Origin of the sequence: Chryseobacterium sp. (assembly GCF_008831505.1) — a bacterium.
Lineage (GTDB): Bacteria > Bacteroidota > Bacteroidia > Flavobacteriales > Weeksellaceae > Marnyiella.
Map to the genome: position 1 here is coordinate 2,480,569 of NZ_CP044507.1, position 18,308 is coordinate 2,498,876.

At 44.7% G+C, this 18,308-nt stretch carries 20 protein-coding genes; 13 read left to right on the plus strand and 7 right to left on the minus strand.

Annotation, left to right across the window (positions count from 1 at the left end; all coding sequences use genetic code 11):
• Positions 1 to 37: 37 nt before the first annotated feature.
• Positions 38 to 1,285, plus strand: a complete 1,248-nt coding sequence (locus F7R58_RS11625) for an NAD(P)/FAD-dependent oxidoreductase (protein WP_158065075.1) — start codon at positions 38 to 40, stop codon at positions 1,283 to 1,285.
• 34 nt (positions 1,286 to 1,319) lie between these two features.
• On the opposite strand, the gene F7R58_RS11630 is transcribed toward F7R58_RS11625, so the two are convergent.
• The gene (locus tag F7R58_RS11630; protein WP_158065076.1) at positions 1,320 to 2,615 is read right to left on the minus strand and encodes a phenylacetate--CoA ligase family protein; all 1,296 of its coding nucleotides are present in this window, start codon (positions 2,613 to 2,615) and stop codon (positions 1,320 to 1,322) included.
• Between the two features lie 152 nt (positions 2,616 to 2,767).
• Here F7R58_RS11630 and ileS point away from each other — a divergent pair, with 152 nt between their 5' ends.
• The 7 genes from ileS to F7R58_RS11665 all read left to right on the plus strand — a co-directional run bounded on the left by ileS (position 2,768) and on the right by F7R58_RS11665 (position 9,327).
• A complete protein-coding gene (ileS, locus tag F7R58_RS11635) occupies positions 2,768 to 6,256 on the plus strand; it encodes an isoleucine--tRNA ligase (RefSeq protein WP_158065077.1) in 3,489 nt (1,162 codons plus the stop codon).
• Positions 6,257 to 6,329: 73 nt separating this feature from the next.
• Positions 6,330 to 6,710, plus strand: a complete 381-nt coding sequence (locus F7R58_RS11640; protein ID WP_158065078.1) for a TraR/DksA family transcriptional regulator — start codon at positions 6,330 to 6,332, stop codon at positions 6,708 to 6,710.
• 89 nt (positions 6,711 to 6,799) lie between these two features.
• Positions 6,800 to 7,042, plus strand: coding sequence for a DUF6576 domain-containing protein (locus F7R58_RS11645; RefSeq protein WP_158065079.1), 243 nt, complete (start codon positions 6,800 to 6,802; stop codon positions 7,040 to 7,042).
• Between the two features lie 7 nt (positions 7,043 to 7,049).
• On the plus strand, positions 7,050 to 7,250 hold the full coding sequence (locus F7R58_RS11650) for a DUF2683 family protein (protein ID WP_158065080.1): 201 nt from the start codon (positions 7,050 to 7,052) through the stop codon (positions 7,248 to 7,250).
• On the plus strand, positions 7,250 to 7,888 hold the full coding sequence (locus tag F7R58_RS11655) for a lipoprotein signal peptidase (RefSeq protein ID WP_158065081.1): 639 nt from the start codon (positions 7,250 to 7,252) through the stop codon (positions 7,886 to 7,888). Before F7R58_RS11650 ends, F7R58_RS11655 begins: the two co-directional genes overlap by 1 nt.
• Before the next feature lie 39 nt (positions 7,889 to 7,927).
• A complete protein-coding gene (gene trpS / locus F7R58_RS11660; RefSeq protein ID WP_158065082.1) occupies positions 7,928 to 8,896 on the plus strand; it encodes a tryptophan--tRNA ligase in 969 nt (322 codons plus the stop codon).
• Positions 8,897 to 8,952: 56 nt separating this feature from the next.
• Complete coding sequence (locus F7R58_RS11665; protein WP_158065083.1) at positions 8,953 to 9,327, plus strand: PEGA domain-containing protein; 375 nt, start codon at positions 8,953 to 8,955, stop codon at positions 9,325 to 9,327.
• 52 nt (positions 9,328 to 9,379) lie between these two features.
• Here the strand turns inward: F7R58_RS11665 and F7R58_RS11670 are convergent, their stop codons facing one another.
• The 6 genes from F7R58_RS11670 to F7R58_RS11690 all read right to left on the minus strand — a co-directional run bounded on the left by F7R58_RS11670 (position 9,380) and on the right by F7R58_RS11690 (position 14,035).
• Positions 9,380 to 10,075 carry a YjjG family noncanonical pyrimidine nucleotidase gene (locus tag F7R58_RS11670; protein WP_158065084.1) on the minus strand — a complete coding sequence of 232 codons (696 nt, stop codon included), beginning with the start codon at positions 10,073 to 10,075 and terminating at the stop codon, positions 9,380 to 9,382.
• Positions 10,076 to 10,100: 25 nt separating this feature from the next.
• Positions 10,101 to 10,235 (minus strand): hypothetical protein, encoded by a 135-nt coding sequence (locus F7R58_RS13095; protein ID WP_262714088.1) that lies wholly within the window; start codon positions 10,233 to 10,235, stop codon positions 10,101 to 10,103.
• A 50-nt stretch (positions 10,236 to 10,285) separates the two neighbouring features.
• Positions 10,286 to 10,876, minus strand: coding sequence for an RNA polymerase sigma factor (locus F7R58_RS11675; RefSeq protein ID WP_158065085.1), 591 nt, complete (start codon positions 10,874 to 10,876; stop codon positions 10,286 to 10,288).
• Positions 10,877 to 11,046: 170 nt separating this feature from the next.
• Positions 11,047 to 11,535 (minus strand): hypothetical protein, encoded by a 489-nt coding sequence (locus tag F7R58_RS11680; RefSeq protein WP_158065086.1) that lies wholly within the window; start codon positions 11,533 to 11,535, stop codon positions 11,047 to 11,049.
• A 79-nt stretch (positions 11,536 to 11,614) separates the two neighbouring features.
• Positions 11,615 to 12,898: a methionine adenosyltransferase gene (gene metK / locus F7R58_RS11685; protein ID WP_158065087.1), complete on the minus strand. Its 1,284-nt coding sequence runs from the start codon at positions 12,896 to 12,898 to the stop codon at positions 11,615 to 11,617.
• A 189-nt stretch (positions 12,899 to 13,087) separates the two neighbouring features.
• On the minus strand, positions 13,088 to 14,035 hold the full coding sequence (locus F7R58_RS11690) for a LysR substrate-binding domain-containing protein (RefSeq protein WP_158065088.1): 948 nt from the start codon (positions 14,033 to 14,035) through the stop codon (positions 13,088 to 13,090).
• A gap of 112 nt (positions 14,036 to 14,147) precedes the next feature.
• Here F7R58_RS11690 and F7R58_RS11695 point away from each other — a divergent pair, with 112 nt between their 5' ends.
• The 5 genes from F7R58_RS11695 to F7R58_RS11715 all read left to right on the plus strand — a co-directional run bounded on the left by F7R58_RS11695 (position 14,148) and on the right by F7R58_RS11715 (position 18,301).
• Complete coding sequence (locus F7R58_RS11695) at positions 14,148 to 15,563, plus strand: catalase (protein WP_158065089.1); 1,416 nt, start codon at positions 14,148 to 14,150, stop codon at positions 15,561 to 15,563.
• Between the two features lie 77 nt (positions 15,564 to 15,640).
• On the plus strand, positions 15,641 to 16,408 hold the full coding sequence (locus F7R58_RS11700; RefSeq protein ID WP_158065090.1) for an enoyl-CoA hydratase-related protein: 768 nt from the start codon (positions 15,641 to 15,643) through the stop codon (positions 16,406 to 16,408).
• Positions 16,409 to 16,478: 70 nt separating this feature from the next.
• Complete coding sequence (locus F7R58_RS11705; protein ID WP_229723876.1) at positions 16,479 to 16,874, plus strand: deoxycytidylate deaminase; 396 nt, start codon at positions 16,479 to 16,481, stop codon at positions 16,872 to 16,874.
• Positions 16,875 to 16,889: 15 nt separating this feature from the next.
• Positions 16,890 to 17,795: a site-specific tyrosine recombinase XerD gene (gene xerD, locus F7R58_RS11710; protein ID WP_158065092.1), complete on the plus strand. Its 906-nt coding sequence runs from the start codon at positions 16,890 to 16,892 to the stop codon at positions 17,793 to 17,795.
• The gene (locus tag F7R58_RS11715; protein ID WP_158065093.1) at positions 17,792 to 18,301 is read left to right on the plus strand and encodes an NUDIX hydrolase; all 510 of its coding nucleotides are present in this window, start codon (positions 17,792 to 17,794) and stop codon (positions 18,299 to 18,301) included. Before xerD ends, F7R58_RS11715 begins: the two co-directional genes overlap by 4 nt.
• Positions 18,302 to 18,308: the final 7 nt, after the last annotated feature.

The following is an 18,308-nucleotide window of genomic DNA, read 5'->3' on the forward strand; positions in this document are numbered from 1 at the left end:
CTAAATTTGTCGCAAAGATATTAAAACTATACAAATCATGGATAACGAAGTTGTGGACGTATTAGTGATTGGTGCAGGCCCTTCAGGCTGTGTTTCTTCGGCCTGGCTGCACAATAATGGTTTAAAAGTTAAGGTGGTTGAAAAAACCAGATTTCCGCGCTTCGTTATTGGTGAAAGCCTGATTCCCAGGGTGATGGATCATTTTGATGAGGCTGGTCTTCTGGAAGCACTGAAAAAACAGAACTTCGAGATTAAGCCCGGTGCCAGGTTCATCAGAGGTGAAGAAGTTTGCGTCTTTGATTTCAGCGATAAATTCGGTGAAGGATGGGACTGGACCTGGCAGGTACCACGTGCCGATTTTGACAATGTGATGGCTCAGGAAATCATCCGAAAAGGTGTGGATCTTGAGTTTGAGTCGGAAGTCACCGGAATCAGGTTTGACGGAAGCAATTCCATTACCACTGTAAAAGACAAAAACGGCGAATGCAAAGAAATCCACGCCAAGTTCGTCATTGACAGCAGCGGTTACGGACGCGTACTCCCCCGCCTGCTGGATCTGGAAAAACCATCCACACTGGAACCCCACTCTTCCATTTTCACTCATGTAAAAGACACTACCCGTGTGCCGGGACAGGAAGGAACACTCATATCTTTCGACATCCTGGAAACTGAGGTTTGGCTTTGGGTTATTCCTTTCTCCAACGGAAATACGAGTGTAGGTATCGTAGGTCCAACTGAATACATTGACCAGCTTTCGGCCACCGGCAACACTGCTGAAGCGCTGCGGAATGCCATCAATAAATCGGACTATTACCGTGAACGTTATGGTGATCTGGAATTTCTTTTCGAACCCAGACGGCTCACCAATTATTCCTGCGCAGTAAAGCAACTTTACGGTGAGGGTTATGCACTAACCGGGAATGCCGCCGAATTCCTGGACCCCGTTTTCTCCTCAGGAATGGCTTTTGCCACAGAGTTGGGCATGCTGGCGGCGAAACTGGCCAAAAGACAGATTGAAGGTAAAACTGTTAATTGGGAACGCGATTATTCAGACTACATCCTTTCGGGAGTACGTGTATTCTCCACTTATGTAAAGGAATGGTATACCGGCAACCTTCAGACCCTGTTCTTCCATCAGCCTGAAAACCCGGATATCAAAAGGAAAATATGTGCTGTATTGGCAGGATACGTATGGAACAAGGACAATCCCTTCGTGAAAAAACATGATCATGTAATCCGCAATCTGGCTTACATGATTGAGAGCGAAAAGGAAATAAAACTTTAAGCAGGCTACCGTTTCTTCACCTAAGGGACAGATTCTAAAGCCGTAAATCCAGAAAATGTAAGGGTTTACGGCTTTTTGGATTATGAACCTGCAGCGTCAGTTCCTCCGAGGGTATAACTTCAATCTTAGGACTAACGCGTAGCTTTGCCCGGAAACGGTCTTTCACTTCATTTAATAAATCCTCTCTTTTTTCATCCGTACTGATTTTTACGATAATTTCATCCGTACCGATACTGTTGGTGCGAATTACAATCTGGTAAACTGTAATTCCATCAAAGTCATTCAGTATATCATTCAGAGCCGGTGGGTAAAGCGTGGTTCCGCGGTATTTTATCATATGCTGTTTCCTGCCTACCACAGGCCCCAGCCGCATAGTGGTTCTGCCACATCCGCAAGGCTCATGATGAGCAGTCACAAGATCGCCGGTCTTAAATCTCAGCAAAGGTAACGCTTCAACTCCCAGGGTAGTAACAACCAACTCTCCGGTTTCTCCTGGCAGCACGGGCTCCCCATTTTCGTCCAGAATTTCCGTGATGATAAGCTCCGGATGCTGATGGCCTCCCTGCTGCAATCCGCATTCAGCGAAGGCAGTACTCATCTCTGTGGATGCGTAAGTAGAAAACAATCTGATACCCCATTTTTCACCGATTTTTCTGGAAAGCGCAGAGTCTGTGAAATCCTGCTCACGCAGACTTTCACCAATGCACACAGCACCGTAAACAGAAGAGTTCCTGTAATCGATTCCATGATTTTCAGCAAATTCAATCATTTTAAGCAGGAAAGAGGGCACCGTAATCAGCCATTTTGGTTTATAGCGCAGAATGCTGTCCCACTGCAGTTCCGGAATACCGGGCCCCATCCTGATGACACCCGCTCCCATCTTCCGAAGTCCGAGGAAATAAGCCAGACCTGCCATAAACCGCTTGTCTACTGTAGTCATCATCTGCACCAGATCACCTTCTTTAATGCCCGCACAGGCGAAAGAAATGGCCTCGTTATAAGCCAGCCGCTCCAGATCGCTGTCGGACAGGCCGAAGGTAACCGGATCACCCAGGGTTCCCGAGGTCGTGCTGTAATCCACGATCTTATGACCTGGAACACAGAAAAAATCATGATTATACTGCTGAAGATCCGATTTGGAGGTGAGGGGCAACTGTTGCAGGTCTTCCAGTTTCCTGATATTTTCAACATTGATCCCATTCGCAGAAAACATGCGTTGGTAGAAAACCGAATGATCCTGCAGGTATTTCAGAAGTTCTGCCAGCTTTTGCTCCTGCAGCGATCTTATTTCTGCCGGCGATGCATATTCAATAGATGGAAATAGGTTCAAATTGGTATCTTTAGGAAAAATGTGTTCAAAAATACATTTTTTTACGCTGAACAGGGCTAAAAACCTGCACAATACCCGTCAATTTTACGTCAAAAAACGCTATATTCGCAAACTTAAATTAATTAGGATCATTCTAATTGAACTTACTGAAAATGAAGAAGTTTAACGAATATAAAAACCTGGACCTCACTGCTGTCGCTTCGAGTGTTTCGGAGTACTGGAATCAACATGAAACTTTCAGAAAATCAGTGCAGATTCGTGAAGGACAGCCTGAATATGTTTTTTATGAAGGTCCACCATCAGCGAACGGAATGCCGGGGATCCATCATGTGATGGCCCGCGCCCTGAAGGACATCTTCTGCCGTTACCAGACCCAGAACGGAAAACAGGTTTTCCGCAAGGCGGGTTGGGACACCCATGGATTACCCATTGAACTTGGCGTTGAAAAAGAACTTGGAATTACCAAAGAAGACATAGGCAAGAAAATTTCGGTTGAGGACTATAACCAGGCCTGCCGGGATGCCGTAATGCGCTACACGGATGTTTGGAATGACCTTACGGAAAAAATTGGCTATTGGGTAGATCTTGATGATCCTTACATTACCTATGAACCCAAATACATGGAAACGGTATGGTGGCTCCTTAAGCAGCTCTACACCAAAGACCTGCTCTACAAGGGCTATACCATACAGCCCTATTCACCAGCTGCCGGCACCGGTCTTAGTTCACACGAACTTAACCAGCCCGGAACGTACCGGGATGTAAGTGACACAACAGTAGTTGCTCAGTTTAAGGTTAGGAAACTTTCGGAAAAGGCAGCGCTGAAAATAGGTGAAAGTCAGGTATCCATTGATACGGGTGAAATTGCCGGCGCAAGTTGTGGCGGCGCCCTTCACTGGGAAGAATTTGACAAGGAAAATTCAGAAATCCAAACAGACATTCACATCCTGGCCTGGACCACCACGCCCTGGACTTTGCCTTCAAATACAGCATTGGCTGTTGGAAAAGACATTGAATATGTTTTGGTGAAAACCTTCAACCAGTATACTTTTAAGCCTGTTAATATTATTCTGGCCAAAGTACTTCTGCAAAAGAATTTCGGTAAGAAATATGCCGAAGGAACTGATGAGGATTTTACCAGTTATACTTCTGAAAGTAAAACTATTCCTTATAAAATCATCGCTGAACTAACCGGTGAAGATTTAGCCGGAACAGATTACGAACAGTTGATTCCATGGTTTTTACCCGCTGAAAATCCGGAAAATGCTTTCAAAGTTATTGTTGGAGATTTTGTGACCACCGAAGACGGTACCGGAATCGTGCACATCGCGCCGACTTTCGGTGCTGATGATGCACGTGTAGCGAAGGAAAACGGAATTTCGCCGATGCTGGTGAAGGATGAAAACGGCAATTCAGTTCCGCTGGTAGATCTTCAGGGAAGATTTATTGAAGGCGGCCAAACGCCGGAACTTTTTGCAGGTAAATACATTAAGAACGAATATTACGAGGCCGGAACCGCTCCCGAGAAATCCTGGGATGTAGAACTCGCTATCCTTCTAAAGACTGAAAACAAAGCCTTTAAGGTGGAGAAATATGTTCACAGCTATCCACACTGCTGGAGAACCGACAAACCGGTGCTTTATTATCCGCTGGATTCCTGGTTTGTGAGAATGACCGCCGTTAAAGACCGCCTGGTGGAACTGAACCAGTCCATCAACTGGAAGCCTAAGTCCACCGGTGAAGGGCGTTTTGCCAACTGGCTGGAGAATGTTAATGACTGGAACCTGTCGCGCTCAAGATATTGGGGCATCCCCTTGCCTATCTGGAGAACTGAGGACCTGAAAGAAGAAATCATTATAGGTTCTGTAGAAGAACTGATAAATGAAATTCAGAAATCCATTGAAGCCGGATTTATGGACAAAAACCCTTTTGAAGGTTTCGAAACAGGAAATATGTCGGCAGAAAATTATGCTAAGATTGACCTTCATAAGAACATTGTAGATGAAATCGTTCTGGTTTCAAAAACCGGTAAGCCGATGAGGCGTGAAGCCGATCTAATCGACGTATGGTTTGATTCAGGCTCAATGCCTTATGCACAACTTCATTATCCTTTCGAAAACAGGGAACTGATTGATGACAGGAAAGCCTTCCCGGCTGACTTTATTGCTGAAGGTGTGGACCAGACGAGAGGTTGGTTTTACACACTTCACGCAATTGGAACAGCAGTTTTCGATTCTGTAGCATATAAAAATGTGATGTCCAACGGTCTGGTTCTCGATAAAAACGGGCAGAAAATGTCCAAGCGTTTGGGCAATGCGGTGGATCCTTTTGAAACTCTTCAGAAATACGGTCCCGATGCAACCCGTTGGTACATGATTGCCAATGCAAATCCCTGGGAAAACCTGAAGTTCGACGTTGAAGGAATTGACGAGGTGAGAAGAAAATTCTTCGGTACACTCTACAACACCTATTCATTCTTTGCGCTGTATGCCAATGTAGATGGATTTACCTATTCTGAAAAAGACATTGAGAACCGTCCGGAAATTGACCGCTGGATCCTATCGGAACTAAACCTTCTGGTAAAAGAAGTTACTGAATTTTATAATGACTACGAACCCACTAAGGTAGCCCGTGCCATCAATAATTTTGTCAATGACAACCTGAGCAATTGGTACGTGAGGCTTTGCAGGAGACGTTTCTGGAAAGGAGAATATTCTGAAGATAAGATTTCAGCCTACCAAACTCTTTATACCTGCCTGGAAACGGTAGCCAAAATTTCAGCTCCAATTGCACCGTTCTTTATGGACAGGCTTTATCAGGACCTGAACCGCAGCACAGGCAGGAACACGGCTGAGTCGGTACATTTAACTGATTTCCCAACAGCCGACCAGAATCTTATTGACCAGGATCTTGTTGAAAAAACCCACCTGGCGCAGCAGATCACGTCAATGGTTTTCTCTCTTAGAAAAAAGGAGAATCTGAAGGTTCGCCAGCCACTCCAAAAAGTGATGGTACCGGTCCTGGATGCCAAGAGCGAAACACAGATCCAGGCGGTTTCGGAACTGATTAAACAGGAAGTAAATGTAAAAGAACTGGTATTGATAAACGCTGAGGAAGCATCACATCTGATCGTGAAACAAATTAAGCCCAATTTCAAAACACTTGGAGCCAAACTGGGCAAGGACATGAAAGCGGTTGGATCACAGATCTCGGCCATGACTTCAGAACAGATAGCCACACTGGAGAAGGAGGGAAAGATGAACATTGAAGGTCATGAAATCATGCTGGACGATGTGGAGATCTTCACCAAGGACATCCCCGGCTGGACCGTGGCGAGCGAAGGAAAACTGACTGTAGCCCTGGACCTTACGCTTACGGAGGAGCTTAAAGCCGAAGGAGTTGCGCGTGAATTCATCAACAGGATACAGAATCTGAGAAAAGATAAGAATTTTGACCTAACCGACAGGATTACAATCCAAATTGAAGAGAATTCACCGTTTGAAGCTGAACTTATTAACAATAATCAGTATATTTCCGAGGAAGTATTGTCAGATAAAATAGAAATTGTAAATTCACTTTCGAATTTCAATGAAATTGAGATTGATGACATAAAATTTAAAGTATTTGTAAACAGGATTTGACCGCTTCCGGGGTATGGTTATTAATTGAATACACCCCGCAGTCCCGGAGGAAGAAACGTAAAAAAAGAACATAATGGCAGAAGAAAGACAACGTTATAGTGACGCAGACCTGAAGGAGTTTAAAGAACTTATTCAGCAAAAAATAGAAAAAGCAGAAAAAGATTTAATGCTCATCCGCGAGAGCTTCATCAACGACCAGAATAACGGCACTGATGACACCTCGCCCACTTTCAAGGCTTTTGAAGAAGGAGCAGAGACACTCAGTAAAGAGCAGAATGCAATTCTGGCAGGCAGACAAGAGAAATTCGTTCGCGATTTGAAAAATGCGCTTATCCGTATCGAGAACAAGACTTACGGAATCTGCCGTGTTACAGGTAAACTCATTGGCAAGGAGCGTTTGCGGGCTGTACCGCACGCCACACTGAGCATTGAGGCAAAAAATCTGCAGAGGTAAAACAAGTTTTCTGATAATTAACCGAATAGGTTTGTAATGTGAAATAAACGGTACATTATAAACCTATTTCAATTTAAAAATAATACTGCATGCCGGAAGCCATATTGATTATTGCCGCACTTGCACTTATCATTTATTGCTTCAGGAAATACTCCACAAAACAATCCGGTGTCCGAAGTGAGAAATTCACTTCTATAGACGACCGATTTAATGCAGAAAGAAGAGCGCGGGAGCTGGAAATTGACCGGTTACTGAATAAAATGGGTAAAAACGGCGCCGCAGATCTCTCCAAAAAAGACAGACAGAGTCTGGAGGAACTGTCAAAAAAATAAAAATAAAATGGAATCACTAATCGTTCACCCGAAGAACCAGATGGAACTGAACGCGCTGAAAAGCGTGATGAAGGAAATGGGAATCAAATACGAAAAATTTCATAACCGGACACTGAAACCGCGTGCGGCTTCCGAGGGCAGATCAGGAGAAAAAAAATCCGGCAGACCATCCGGCAGCTTCCGGGATAAACCAAAGACAGGGGAATAATGAAGAAGATCGCAATCATCACCATCATCATCCTTTTAATTGACCAAATTTCCAAGTTCTATATCAAAACCAACTTCCACCTGGGTGAAAGCGTAGATGTAATGCCCGGGTTTAAACTCACTTTTGTAGAGAACCCCGGGATGGCATACGGATTCCACTTCGGCGGACTCCTGGGAAAATATTTACTCGTGCTGATCCGTATTTTCCTGATTGGCGGAATGGTATACCTGTTCCGGAAATGGCTGAAGCAGGGCGCCTCCAACTATCTACTGATTCCAATGTCAATGATCTTCGCGGGAGCCATTGGTAACCTTATAGACGGTATGTTCTACGGACTGATCTTTGACAGCGGTACGGTTTATGACGAAAGTGTGCAGCGCTGGATCGATTATGGCGGAATTTCGAAAGTGGTAGAATTCGGCCAGGGATATTCCACCTTTATGAAGGGATGTGTGGTGGATATGTTTCACTTCCCACTTGTAGACTGGTATGTACCTGCCGACTGGCCTTTAATTGGAGGCAAACATATTGAGTTCTTCAAATACATCTTCAATGTGGCCGATTCGGCAATCACAGTCGGCGCCCTTCTCCTGCTGATATTCCGCAAGAAGGCCTTTCCCGAGGGTCTGGACTTCTAAACGGCTCACATTTAATTATCAATCTTAATTACTGTTTCAATGTCACGAATCCTAACCGGAATCCAGGCTACCGGAACGCCTCATCTGGGCAATTTACTCGGAGCAATTATTCCAGCTATTGAACTCTCCAAAAAAGCGGACAACGAATCTTTTCTGTTTATCGCCAATATGCACTCACTGACACAGATAAAAGATGCTGAGGAACTGAAAAGGAATACCTATGAAATCGCAGCCGCCTGGCTGGCCTGCGGCCTTGATACGGACAAGACCTACTTCTACCGCCAAAGTGATATTCCCGAGGTCTGCGAACTTTCCTGGTATCTTTCCTGCTTCTTTCCTTACCAGCGGCTTACTTTGGCTCACTCCTTCAAAGATAAGGCCGACCGCCTGGCCGACGTGAATGCCGGACTGTTTACCTATCCTGTACTGATGGCCGCAGACATACTGCTTTACGATGCCGAAGTGGTACCTGTAGGCAAAGACCAGCTGCAGCACCTGGAAATGGCCAGAGATATGGGCGCACGGTTTAATAATCAGATGGGTGAGGTCTTTGTACTTCCCCAGGCAGAACTGCAGGAAGACACCAAATATGTTCCCGGCACTGATGGCCAGAAGATGTCCAAGTCCAGAGGGAATATTATCAATATATTCCTGCCGGAGAAGCAGCTTAAAAAACAGATCATGGCCATTGAAACAGATTCCAGAACACTGGAGGAGCCTAAGGACCCCGAAACGGACAAAGTTTTTGCCATCTATAAGTTAATCGCAACAGCTGAGGAAACCTCTGAACTGGAAGAAAAATACCTGGCCGGTAATTTCGGTTACGGACATGCTAAGAATGCGCTGCTGGAACTGATCCTCACCAAATTTTCGCGGGAGCGCGAACTTTTTGCGTATTATATGGACAACCTGCCGGAACTGGACCAGAAACTGAAGGAAGGTGCTGAAAAAACAAGGAAGATTGCAGCCAATACGCTTCTGAGGGCCCGAGAAAGCCTTGGAATGTAAGCGGCAGATGCTTGCAGACTAACTTTAAAATAATACAAAACAATAATTAAACCTTGATGAAAAAAAGAAATCTACCTATTCTGATCTTAATTGGTATGTCTTCCGTATCCTGTGCCACTATATTGACAGGTACAAGTGATGATGTTACCTTCACCTCCAATCCCTCAGGAGCCAGCGTATTTGTAAAAAACGTTGAAAAGTGCAAAACTCCTTGTAACGTAACGGTGCAGCGCACCTTGTCCAAATCCACCGCAGAGCTTAAACTTGACGGTTATCAGGATCAAAGTGTTAAATTGGAAAAGACCTTCAATCCCGTAAGCCTTGTAAACATCCTCATAGGTGGAGCAATTGGCGTTGCAGTTGATGCGGCAACAGGCTCTCTAACAAAATATCAAAAGAAAACCTACGAAGTAGAGCTGGAAGCAAAATAAAAAAATTGTTGCTAAAAAATATCCTTACGCAGTGAAGGATATTTTTTTTGTTTTAAAGCAACTGTTTCAGCTCAGATAGATGTCGGATGACATCAACACCTTCTGCAGTATATTTGTCATCAAAAACATCAAAGAAAACGACCTTTAGGCCAAACGCTTTTCCTCCCTCCACGTCGGCCACCCAGTCATCACCGATCATCACAGATTCTCCTGCGGCAGCACCGGCTTTCTGCAGTGCATGTGCATATATTTCAGGGTGCGGTTTACGGATGTTAAGCTCATCGGCACTGGTGATTGTCGCGAAATAGTTCTTTATGCCGGACAGTTCACACTTTCTGTAGGTCACTTCTTCAAAACCATTGGAAAGGATATGGAGGGTATATCCCTTATCTGCGAGATATTCCAAAAGTTCAAAAGCCCCATCTACAAGCTCGTTATAATTCAGGATTTCGTCCAGGAAGTTGTGCTCGAATACCTGAGCCAGCTCAAAATCATCAATTCCAAAAAACAGGAATGAGTCGTAGAAGCGATGCTTTCGGAGAAATTCTTTATCAATCTCCCCATCACGGATCTGCGCCCAAAGCCTTTCATTGATGGTAAAATATTCCTTATGGAATTCTTCGAAACCTATGCCGTAGCGCTCCTGCGCCCTTTCGCGCGAATAAATCTCCCGCAGGGTTAGATAGGCGTTCCTGCGGTGGTCCCACAGAGTATTGTCCAGGTCAAAAAAAATGTGCTGCATTTTCATACAGCACAAAATTAGGTTTTTGAAATCAGTTTTGCGAAACGGCCACTACTTTAGTTCGAGTTTTAAGAACAGTGATGCTCTTGGAGAAGTTAAGCAGTAAACTGACCGTGGATTTTCTGGGTTTCAATAGTTTGGCGTTTAAGGTGTCATTTTTTTTCATAGGCTGAAGATTTGGTTTACCTGAAAAACGCCGTATTTTTAAAAATATTGCTACCTCGTGAGAATAATCCTGTTTTCCTCCATGATTTTTCTCAGGTTGATGAGCGCATACCTCACCCTTCCCAGAGTGGTGTTGATGCTGCTGTCAGTCTGGTCAGCAATTTCCTTGAAGCTTAGCCCGTCAAAGAAGCGGAGTCTGATTACCTCCTGCTGGTTTTCCGGCAAAAATTCCAGCAGTTTGAAAAGGTCACTGTGGATTTGCTGTGTTACAAGGCGCTCTTCTATATTCTCCTCCTGCTCCCGGATCAGGTCGAAGATGGAGAATTCCTCGTTATCATAGGAAGTTTCTGAAACTTTATTGTGCTTGGCTTTTAACCTGTAATGATCGATGATCAGGTTGTGCGAGATCCGCTTCGCCCAAAGTATAAATTTGCCTTCCTCATTATACTTTCCGCTTTTCAGCGTGACAATGATTTTCATGAAAGCATCCTGAAAAATGTCATTAGCCAGATCCGAGTCCATTACCTTATAAAATATATAGGTATATAATTCGTTCTGATGTCTTTCGATAAGTACAGCAAGCGCTTTTTCGTCACCTGACTGATACTGTGATATTAGTGAACTGTCCGATTTAGATTTCATAATTACTTCAATATTGCAGCCAACAGCCCTTACCCAAAGAGGACCGCGGTTTTTTTGTTAATTTAAAGAAGTAAAATTTTATCTATAGGCGCTGTTATGATGTTGTAAATATAAAAATTATTTCATTATGATTCCAAATTTACACGAAATGAATCCAATCTGTTGATAATTCAGTTCAGAAGATCGTGTATCAGAACCGTAGGTATGTTAAGGGCTACATTGATGTTCAACCCTTTCATCTCCTTTCCGTTCAGCCCTTTAGTTACTAAAGGGAAAGCATAGCCGCCACTGAGGTCCAACAGTCCGAAGAAGCTCACTCCAACCTTTGGGGCTATATACTTGGTGGTCACCTCGGCACCACTCAAAAAATAATAGGAGTGATAAAGGTCCACATTCCTCTCAAAATTCACCAGCACATCACCCTGCACTTTAGGCATCGCGGCAAACTTCCCGTTCACAGCGCCCAACAGGGCACCGGCACCTACGCGGAAAATAAAGTCATCATTTTTAAGGAAAAGCAACTTGCCGCCTACCTCTCCAAAACTTCCGTTCTGATACACATATCCTGCGTTTACAAGCTTGTGCACGGTAAACTGAGCTTTATACAGACCGGTGCAGAGCAGAAGCAAGAGTAACGAACCGAAGATCTTTGATTTCATAATATAGATTGTAAGCGGATGGCAAAGTTAAAAAAAACTGCTTCAATCATCCGACGAAGCAGTTTTTACTCTTAAGAGATTATTGGAGTTCGAATTCCTTTTTAATATCGTTCACTCGGTCCAGTTTTTCCCAAGTGAAGAATTCCAGGTCCTCTATTATCTTTTCGTCTTTACGGCCTTTATTGAAGACGCGCGTCGCTGTAAAAGGTTCACGTCCCATATGTCCGTAAGAAGCTGTTTCCTGATAGATGGGGTTACGAAGCTTCAGATTATGTTCTATTGCATAAGGGCGCAGATCAAACAAGGTTTGTACCCGTTGGGCGATCTCGCCATCTGTTAAATTCACTTTCGAGGTTCCGTATGTATTGATGTACAGACCACAAGGCTGGGCAACGCCTATTGCATAGGAAACCTGCACAAGTACTTCATCGGCCACACCGGCAGCTACCAGGTTCTTTGCAATATGGCGCGTGGCATATGCAGCACTGCGGTCTACCTTTGAAGGATCTTTCCCGCTGAAGGCCCCGCCTCCGTGAGCCCCTTTGCCGCCATAGGTATCAACAATGATTTTACGGCCTGTCAAACCGGTATCACCATGTGGCCCTCCGATTACAAACTTGCCGGTTGGATTTATATGGTATTTGATCTGGTCGTTAAAGAGTTCCTGGATTTCGCGCTTCTGCTTATATTTCACCTTCGGTATAAGTACATCAATCATATCCTTGCGGATTCTGGCCAGCATTGCTTCGTCGCTGCCAAATTCGTCGTGTTGGGTGGAAATGACAATACTGTCTATACGGATGGGTTTATGGTCGTCCGAATACTCTATGGTGACCTGTGATTTTGCGTCAGGTCTCAAATACGAAACTTCAGATCCTTCGCGGCGCATTACAGACAGTTCTTTCAGGATGGAATGTGCCAGATCCAGCGCAAGCGGCATGTAGTTATCAGTTTCATTGGTGGCATAGCCAAACATCATTCCCTGGTCGCCGGCTCCCTGCAGGTTGGCACGGGTTTCAAAATCCGCCTCCTCATTAGTCCTGTCTACACCTTGGTTAATATCGGGAGACTGCTCATGGATCGCCGAAATCACTCCGCAAGAATCACCGTTGAACATATACTCGCCTTTGGTATATCCTATACCGTTAATGACGTCGCGGGCTATGGTCTGAACATCAAGATAAGCCTCAGATTTCACCTCACCAGCCAATACCACCTGACCGGTAGTTACAAGAGTTTCACAGGCCACCTTCGACTGTTTATCGTAGGCCAGAAAGTTATCGATCAGTGCATCTGAGATCTGATCCGCAATCTTGTCGGGATGTCCTTCGGAAACCGATTCAGACGTAAATAAATAAGACATATTTTGTGTGTTTTACTGTATTAATAAATAGAGGTTAATCTGAAAGAAAACACACAGAAAAAGAGAAATTCTGTTTTAGCATTTTTTTCTGAGGTAGCAATCAGTCAAATTTATCCTCCCTTAAAGTGCTGCAAATTTACGACTATTTCTGAGAGCAAAAAGACATTTGCCCAAAAATGGAGATCACCTCTACTGTGGTTTAACGTTCACAAAATCTGCGGGTGCTTTGGTGAAGTTAAGCTTTGCCTGCATAGAATCACGTATGGCAGCAAGAAGCTCATCAATGATTTTCTGTTTGTAGGTAGGTTTATAATAAATGATGCTGATCTCACGATACGGAAAGGGCTTTCGGAATCGCGACACCTTCTGCGCCTGTTCATCCGTGAGCTGCAGAACAGCCAGTTCCGGCAAGATGGAAATACCGCCTACCTTATCTACCATTTGTACAAGTGTACTGATATTGGAAGCTTTAAAGTCCAGATTTTTGGGTTTCAGAGCATTCTCCTTAAGGTGGCAGATGTTTTCAAACTGGGTCCGGAGACAGTTACCTTCCTCCAAAAGCCAAACTTTCTCTACATCGATTTCTTCCGGCACTACGAAACTGTCACTTTTTTCCGGCACGTCTGAAGCATAGAGCATAAGTTCCTCATTAAACAGAAACTCCTGATAGAATTCGTTGGCACCGTCGTATGGCGTCGCAATGATTCCTGCATCCAGTTCACCGGACTTAAGTGCTTTGATAATATTATCCGTGGTCATTTCCTTTACAGCCATCTCTACTTTCGGATTCTCTTTCAGGAAAGAAAATATCTCAACCGGAATAACATAAGTGGAGACGGTAGGTATAATTCCTAGATTGATCTTGCCTCCAAGGACATTATTCAGTAAATCAGCTTTGTTGCGCAGTTCATTAACCGAATCAATGATACTTTTGGCGTGGGCCACCATCTGAATGCCTACATCTGTAGTTCGTATGGGGTGGCTTGTGCGGTCAAAGATTTTAACATCCAGCTCATCTTCAAATTTCTGGATCATGGCGCTCAGCGTAGGCTGCGTAATAAAACAAGCCTGCGCTGCCTTTCCAAAATGTTTATATTTATCTACTGCGATTAAATATTCTAGTTGCTGAATGTTCATTTTAAGACTTTTACCTAGGACAAATATACATTGTTTTTCATTACATCCCGGGGTGGCTTGCGCAAGTCCTACAAACCGTAATTTAGTAAATTTGTAAAGCAAAATATTGAATATGGACACAATACATAACCATCCGGAACCGCAGTTGCCCTCTGCCGTAGGCCAGACCCATCCTCTAAGCGGAATTTCAATTCAGTTACTGCAGGATTATATCCTGCGTGAAAATCTGGCGCACCATACCACGAAAGGGATTGCTGAAAGGAATTTTGGAGCGAAGGGATCGGGATTATACGGAACATTTACCGTAACCCATGATATTTCAGTATTATCAAAAGCGCAGATATTTTCAGCACCAGGTAAGAGCTGCCGCGTCTTTGCACGTTTCTCCGGATTCACGGGGGAAAAGGGAACAGCCGATGCAACGCGCGACCTTCGCGGTTTCGCGCTGAAGTTCTACACAGAGCAAGGCAATTGGGACATTGCCGGCAGTAATTTACCGGTATTCGCCGTAAAGGATCCCGAAAAATTCCCCGCCCTTATTCTGGCACAGAGCAGAGATGCGACCACCAACCTGAAAAGCGTCACGGCACTGTGGGATTTCTGGAGTCTAAATCCCGAAAGCCTTCACTATCTTCTTATGCTGATGTCTGACCGTGGGAACCCACGCAGCTACCGTTTTATGCACGGCTATGGAAACCATACCTTTTCGCTGGTCAATGATGCAGCGCAACGGGTATGGGTGAAATTCCACTTCAGGAGCGAACACGGGATCCGGAACCTTTCGGAGCCGGAACTGGATGAAACAGTTGTCCCTAATCCCGATTTTTTCCAGGAAGATCTTTGCCATTCCTTACAAAACGGCAAATTCCCGAAATGGAAAATGTACATTCAGGTAATGACAGAAGATCAGGCAAAATCCTTCCGCTGGAACCCTTTTGATGCAACAAAGGTATGGTTCCATGACGAATTTCCCCTACAGGAAGTAGGAATTCTGGAGTTCAGTGAAATGCCGAACGATTACTTTAATCATGTAGAGCAGGCCGTCTTTTCGCCAGCCAATCTGATTGAGGGGATAGGTCTTTCACCGGACAGACTGTTGCAGGCCCGCCTGTTCACCTATGGAGACGCACAGCGGCACAGGGTTGGTCTTAACGCCACACAGCTGGATGTAAACCGCTGCCCTTTTCCAGGTGCCGGGCAGCAAACAGCCGGCTCAGCAGAATGCAGGAATTTAGAACCTGAGATGTTTGCTGAATACAGCCGTAGCGAAAATGAAGATGATCACTATACCCAACCCGGACTGTTTTATTCGAAAGCATTGAAAGGCGTGGACAGAGATTCTCTCGTACAAAATATCGTGAACAGCATGAGACAGATTTCCGGACTCCGCAGGGCGGAGATCATCAACCGGCAGCTTTGCCATTTTTTCCGTGCGAATGTTGAGCTGGGGATGCGGATTGCCGCGGGACTGGACGTGGAAATAGATGCAGCTATGTTTACACACGGAAAGGAAGGTCCTGCACAATAAACAAAAGAGTTACGGCACCAATATTCTTAAATTATTCGTAATTTGCAATCCATTGACGATTTTAACGATAAATGATTATGAATTACGAAAATATTGCGGTTTCTACAGAAGGAAAGACAACTGTAATCACCATATCCCGGCCACACGCGCTAAATGCACTTAATGCAGCAACTATTTCCGAACTTGGAGATGTCCTGAACCGTCTTGATTCTGATGCATCATGCAGGGTGGTTATTATTACAGGAAGCGGCGACAAATCCTTTGTTGCTGGTGCAGATATTAAAGAATTCAGCGATTTCGGCACCGCAGAAGCGGAAGAACTTGCCCGGAACGGGCAGCGTACCCTCTTCACCAGAATAGAACATATGACCAAACCGGTGATTGCTGCCATAAACGGATTTGCACTGGGCGGTGGTCTGGAACTGGCACTGGCCTGTCATATTCGCTATGCCTCGCAAAATGCAAGGTTAGGTCTGCCGGAAGTAACTCTGGGTCTTATTCCGGGTTACGGAGGAACCCAAAGGCTTCCAAAACTCATTGGAAAAGGCCTTGCCAACGAAATCATTTTTTCGGCTAAGATGATCAGTGCGACACGTGCTGCCGAGATTGGCCTAGTAAACGAAGTTTTCAGTTTGGAAGAGTTGCTTCCGAAAGCGCATGAACTGGCTGCATCTATTGCAGCAAACTCGCCAATGGCCATTGCGGAAGCCATCAATGCAGTGAATCTTTCTGATACGGACCGTGGGTATGAGGCAGAAATTAAATCCTTTGGGGTATTGTTTGAAAAGGAAGATAAAAAAGAAGGGGTCACCGCTTTTCTGGAAAAAAGGAAACCGAATTTTTAACATTCCTGCTCCGAACCATCTAAGCTGAACTGCTGTGACACTTAATAAATTTGATATTGCCTATTTACGGATGGCCAGAGAGTGGGCCCGACTCTCCTATTGCCACCGGAAACAGGTTGGGGCTCTTATTGTAAAGGACAGAATGATTATCTCGGACGGCTATAACGGGACGCCTTCCGGATTTGAAAATACCTGTGAGGATGCCGAGGGAAAAACACACTGGTATGTTCTACACGCGGAGGCCAATGCAATCCTGAAACTGGCTGCATCCACCAACTCGGCGAAAGGTGCCACTTTATATTTAACGCTTTCACCCTGCAAGGAATGCAGTAAACTGGTACTGCAGGCCGGGATCAGACGCCTTGTTTACATTAGCGAATATTCAGACGGAGAAGGTATCTCTTTTCTGCGCAATCATGGGATAGATATTCTGCAGATTGCTGAAGAAAACCTGCAACTAAATTAATCAGAAACACAAGACATGAGCTGGACAGAAAAGATTAAAGATTTTGAAAACTTCCTGAAATTTGAAAGGAATTTTTCCGACAATACACTGGATGCCTATCTGCGGGACATACGGAAACTGCAAACCTATGCCGAGAGCCATCTTGCAGATACCGCACCTGAAGATATTTCCTTTCCACAACTGCAGGAGTACCTTTACCAGCTCTCCAAACAGAAATTCAGTGAACGTTCGCAGGCAAGGTGGGTCTCGTCCATCAAGGCCTTCTTCAAATATCTTGTTGAAGACGAAATCCGTACAGATAACCCGGCGGTTCTGCTGGAAGGGCCCAAGCTGGGGCTTTATCTGCCGGACACCCTCTCGTTTGATGATATTGAACGAATAATCACCGCCATAGATGTATCAACAGACCTGGGCAAACGTAACCAATGCATGATCGAAGTTCTGTATGGATGCGGATTACGGGTATCTGAACTTATTGATATTAAGATATCCAATATCAACTTTAAGGAAAATTACCTGAAAGTGGACGGTAAAGGGGACAAATCAAGGTTTGTACCTCTGGCCGACTATACTACAAGACTTATCCGTGATTATATCAGGAATGTACGGTCACAGTACAAAATCAACAAAAAATTTGAAGACGTACTTTTTCTGAACAGCCGGGGGTCTGCCATGTCCAGGGTAATTGTTTTCATCATCATTAAAGAACTTACGGAAAAGGCCGGCATCAGCAAACGGATCTCTCCGCATACCTTCAGGCATTCCTTTGCTACACATCTGCTCCAGAACGGCGCAGACCTTCGCTATATACAGGAAATGCTGGGACACTCAAGCATTACTACCACTGAAATCTATACACACCTGAAGACCGAGGAGCTTCGGGATGTCATCTTAAATTACCATCCAAGGAACATTACATGAACGCTTCCCTGAAATACTGTCCCAATTGCGGTACAGAAACCCTGGAATGGACTGAAGATAAGAAATGGTCCTGTGACTGCGGATTTGTTCTGTACCATAATGTGGCGTCTGCTGTGGCAGTTATAATCCGTCATGGTAACGAACTTCTCTTTACGCGCCGCAACCGGGAGCCCCAGAAAGGGAAACTGGACATGGCGGGCGGTTTTGTGGATCCCCACGAATCTGCTGAAGACACCTGCTGCCGTGAACTGTTTGAGGAACTGGGTCTTCTGATTGATATAAGCCGGCTGAAGTACCTTGCCTCCTTACCCAACATTTACAGGTTCAAGGACATCAGTTATAATACTCTGGACCTCTTTTACGAATATGAAGTTGACGAAAAATTCCAAGTGGAACTGGAACTTTCAGAAATTTCAGAAACACTCTGGATAGACCGCACCAAAATTGACCTTGAAGAACTTGCCTTTGAATCGCAGCGCAAATTCCTTTGGGACTATTTGCGTTAAAGAAAAA

Excerpts from the sequence above, each read along its gene's own strand:
- xerD (WP_158065092.1), top strand. The coding sequence starts at position 16,890 with ATGAGCTGGACAGAAAAGATTAAAGATTTTGAAAACTTCCTGAAATTT.
- F7R58_RS11625 (WP_158065075.1), top strand. The coding sequence starts at position 38 with ATGGATAACGAAGTTGTGGACGTATTAGTGATTGGTGCAGGCCCTTCA.
- F7R58_RS11715 (WP_158065093.1), top strand. The coding sequence starts at position 17,792 with ATGAACGCTTCCCTGAAATACTGTCCCAATTGCGGTACAGAAACCCTG.
- F7R58_RS11670 (WP_158065084.1), bottom strand. The coding sequence starts at position 10,075 with ATGAAAATGCAGCACATTTTTTTTGACCTGGACAATACTCTGTGGGAC.
- F7R58_RS13095 (WP_262714088.1), bottom strand. The coding sequence starts at position 10,235 with ATGAAAAAAAATGACACCTTAAACGCCAAACTATTGAAACCCAGAAAA.
- F7R58_RS11665 (WP_158065083.1), top strand. The coding sequence starts at position 8,953 with ATGAAAAAAAGAAATCTACCTATTCTGATCTTAATTGGTATGTCTTCC.
- F7R58_RS11705 (WP_229723876.1), top strand. The coding sequence starts at position 16,479 with ATGGCCAGAGAGTGGGCCCGACTCTCCTATTGCCACCGGAAACAGGTT.
- trpS (WP_158065082.1), top strand. The coding sequence starts at position 7,928 with ATGTCACGAATCCTAACCGGAATCCAGGCTACCGGAACGCCTCATCTG.
- metK (WP_158065087.1), bottom strand. The coding sequence starts at position 12,898 with ATGTCTTATTTATTTACGTCTGAATCGGTTTCCGAAGGACATCCCGAC.
- F7R58_RS11640 (WP_158065078.1), top strand. The coding sequence starts at position 6,330 with ATGGCAGAAGAAAGACAACGTTATAGTGACGCAGACCTGAAGGAGTTT.
- F7R58_RS11690 (WP_158065088.1), bottom strand. The coding sequence starts at position 14,035 with ATGAACATTCAGCAACTAGAATATTTAATCGCAGTAGATAAATATAAA.
- F7R58_RS11680 (WP_158065086.1), bottom strand. The coding sequence starts at position 11,535 with ATGAAATCAAAGATCTTCGGTTCGTTACTCTTGCTTCTGCTCTGCACC.
- F7R58_RS11655 (WP_158065081.1), top strand. The coding sequence starts at position 7,250 with ATGAAGAAGATCGCAATCATCACCATCATCATCCTTTTAATTGACCAA.
- F7R58_RS11675 (WP_158065085.1), bottom strand. The coding sequence starts at position 10,876 with ATGAAATCTAAATCGGACAGTTCACTAATATCACAGTATCAGTCAGGT.
- F7R58_RS11650 (WP_158065080.1), top strand. The coding sequence starts at position 7,050 with ATGGAATCACTAATCGTTCACCCGAAGAACCAGATGGAACTGAACGCG.
- ileS (WP_158065077.1), top strand. The coding sequence starts at position 2,768 with ATGAAGAAGTTTAACGAATATAAAAACCTGGACCTCACTGCTGTCGCT.
- F7R58_RS11700 (WP_158065090.1), top strand. The coding sequence starts at position 15,641 with ATGAATTACGAAAATATTGCGGTTTCTACAGAAGGAAAGACAACTGTA.
- F7R58_RS11695 (WP_158065089.1), top strand. The coding sequence starts at position 14,148 with ATGGACACAATACATAACCATCCGGAACCGCAGTTGCCCTCTGCCGTA.
- F7R58_RS11645 (WP_158065079.1), top strand. The coding sequence starts at position 6,800 with ATGCCGGAAGCCATATTGATTATTGCCGCACTTGCACTTATCATTTAT.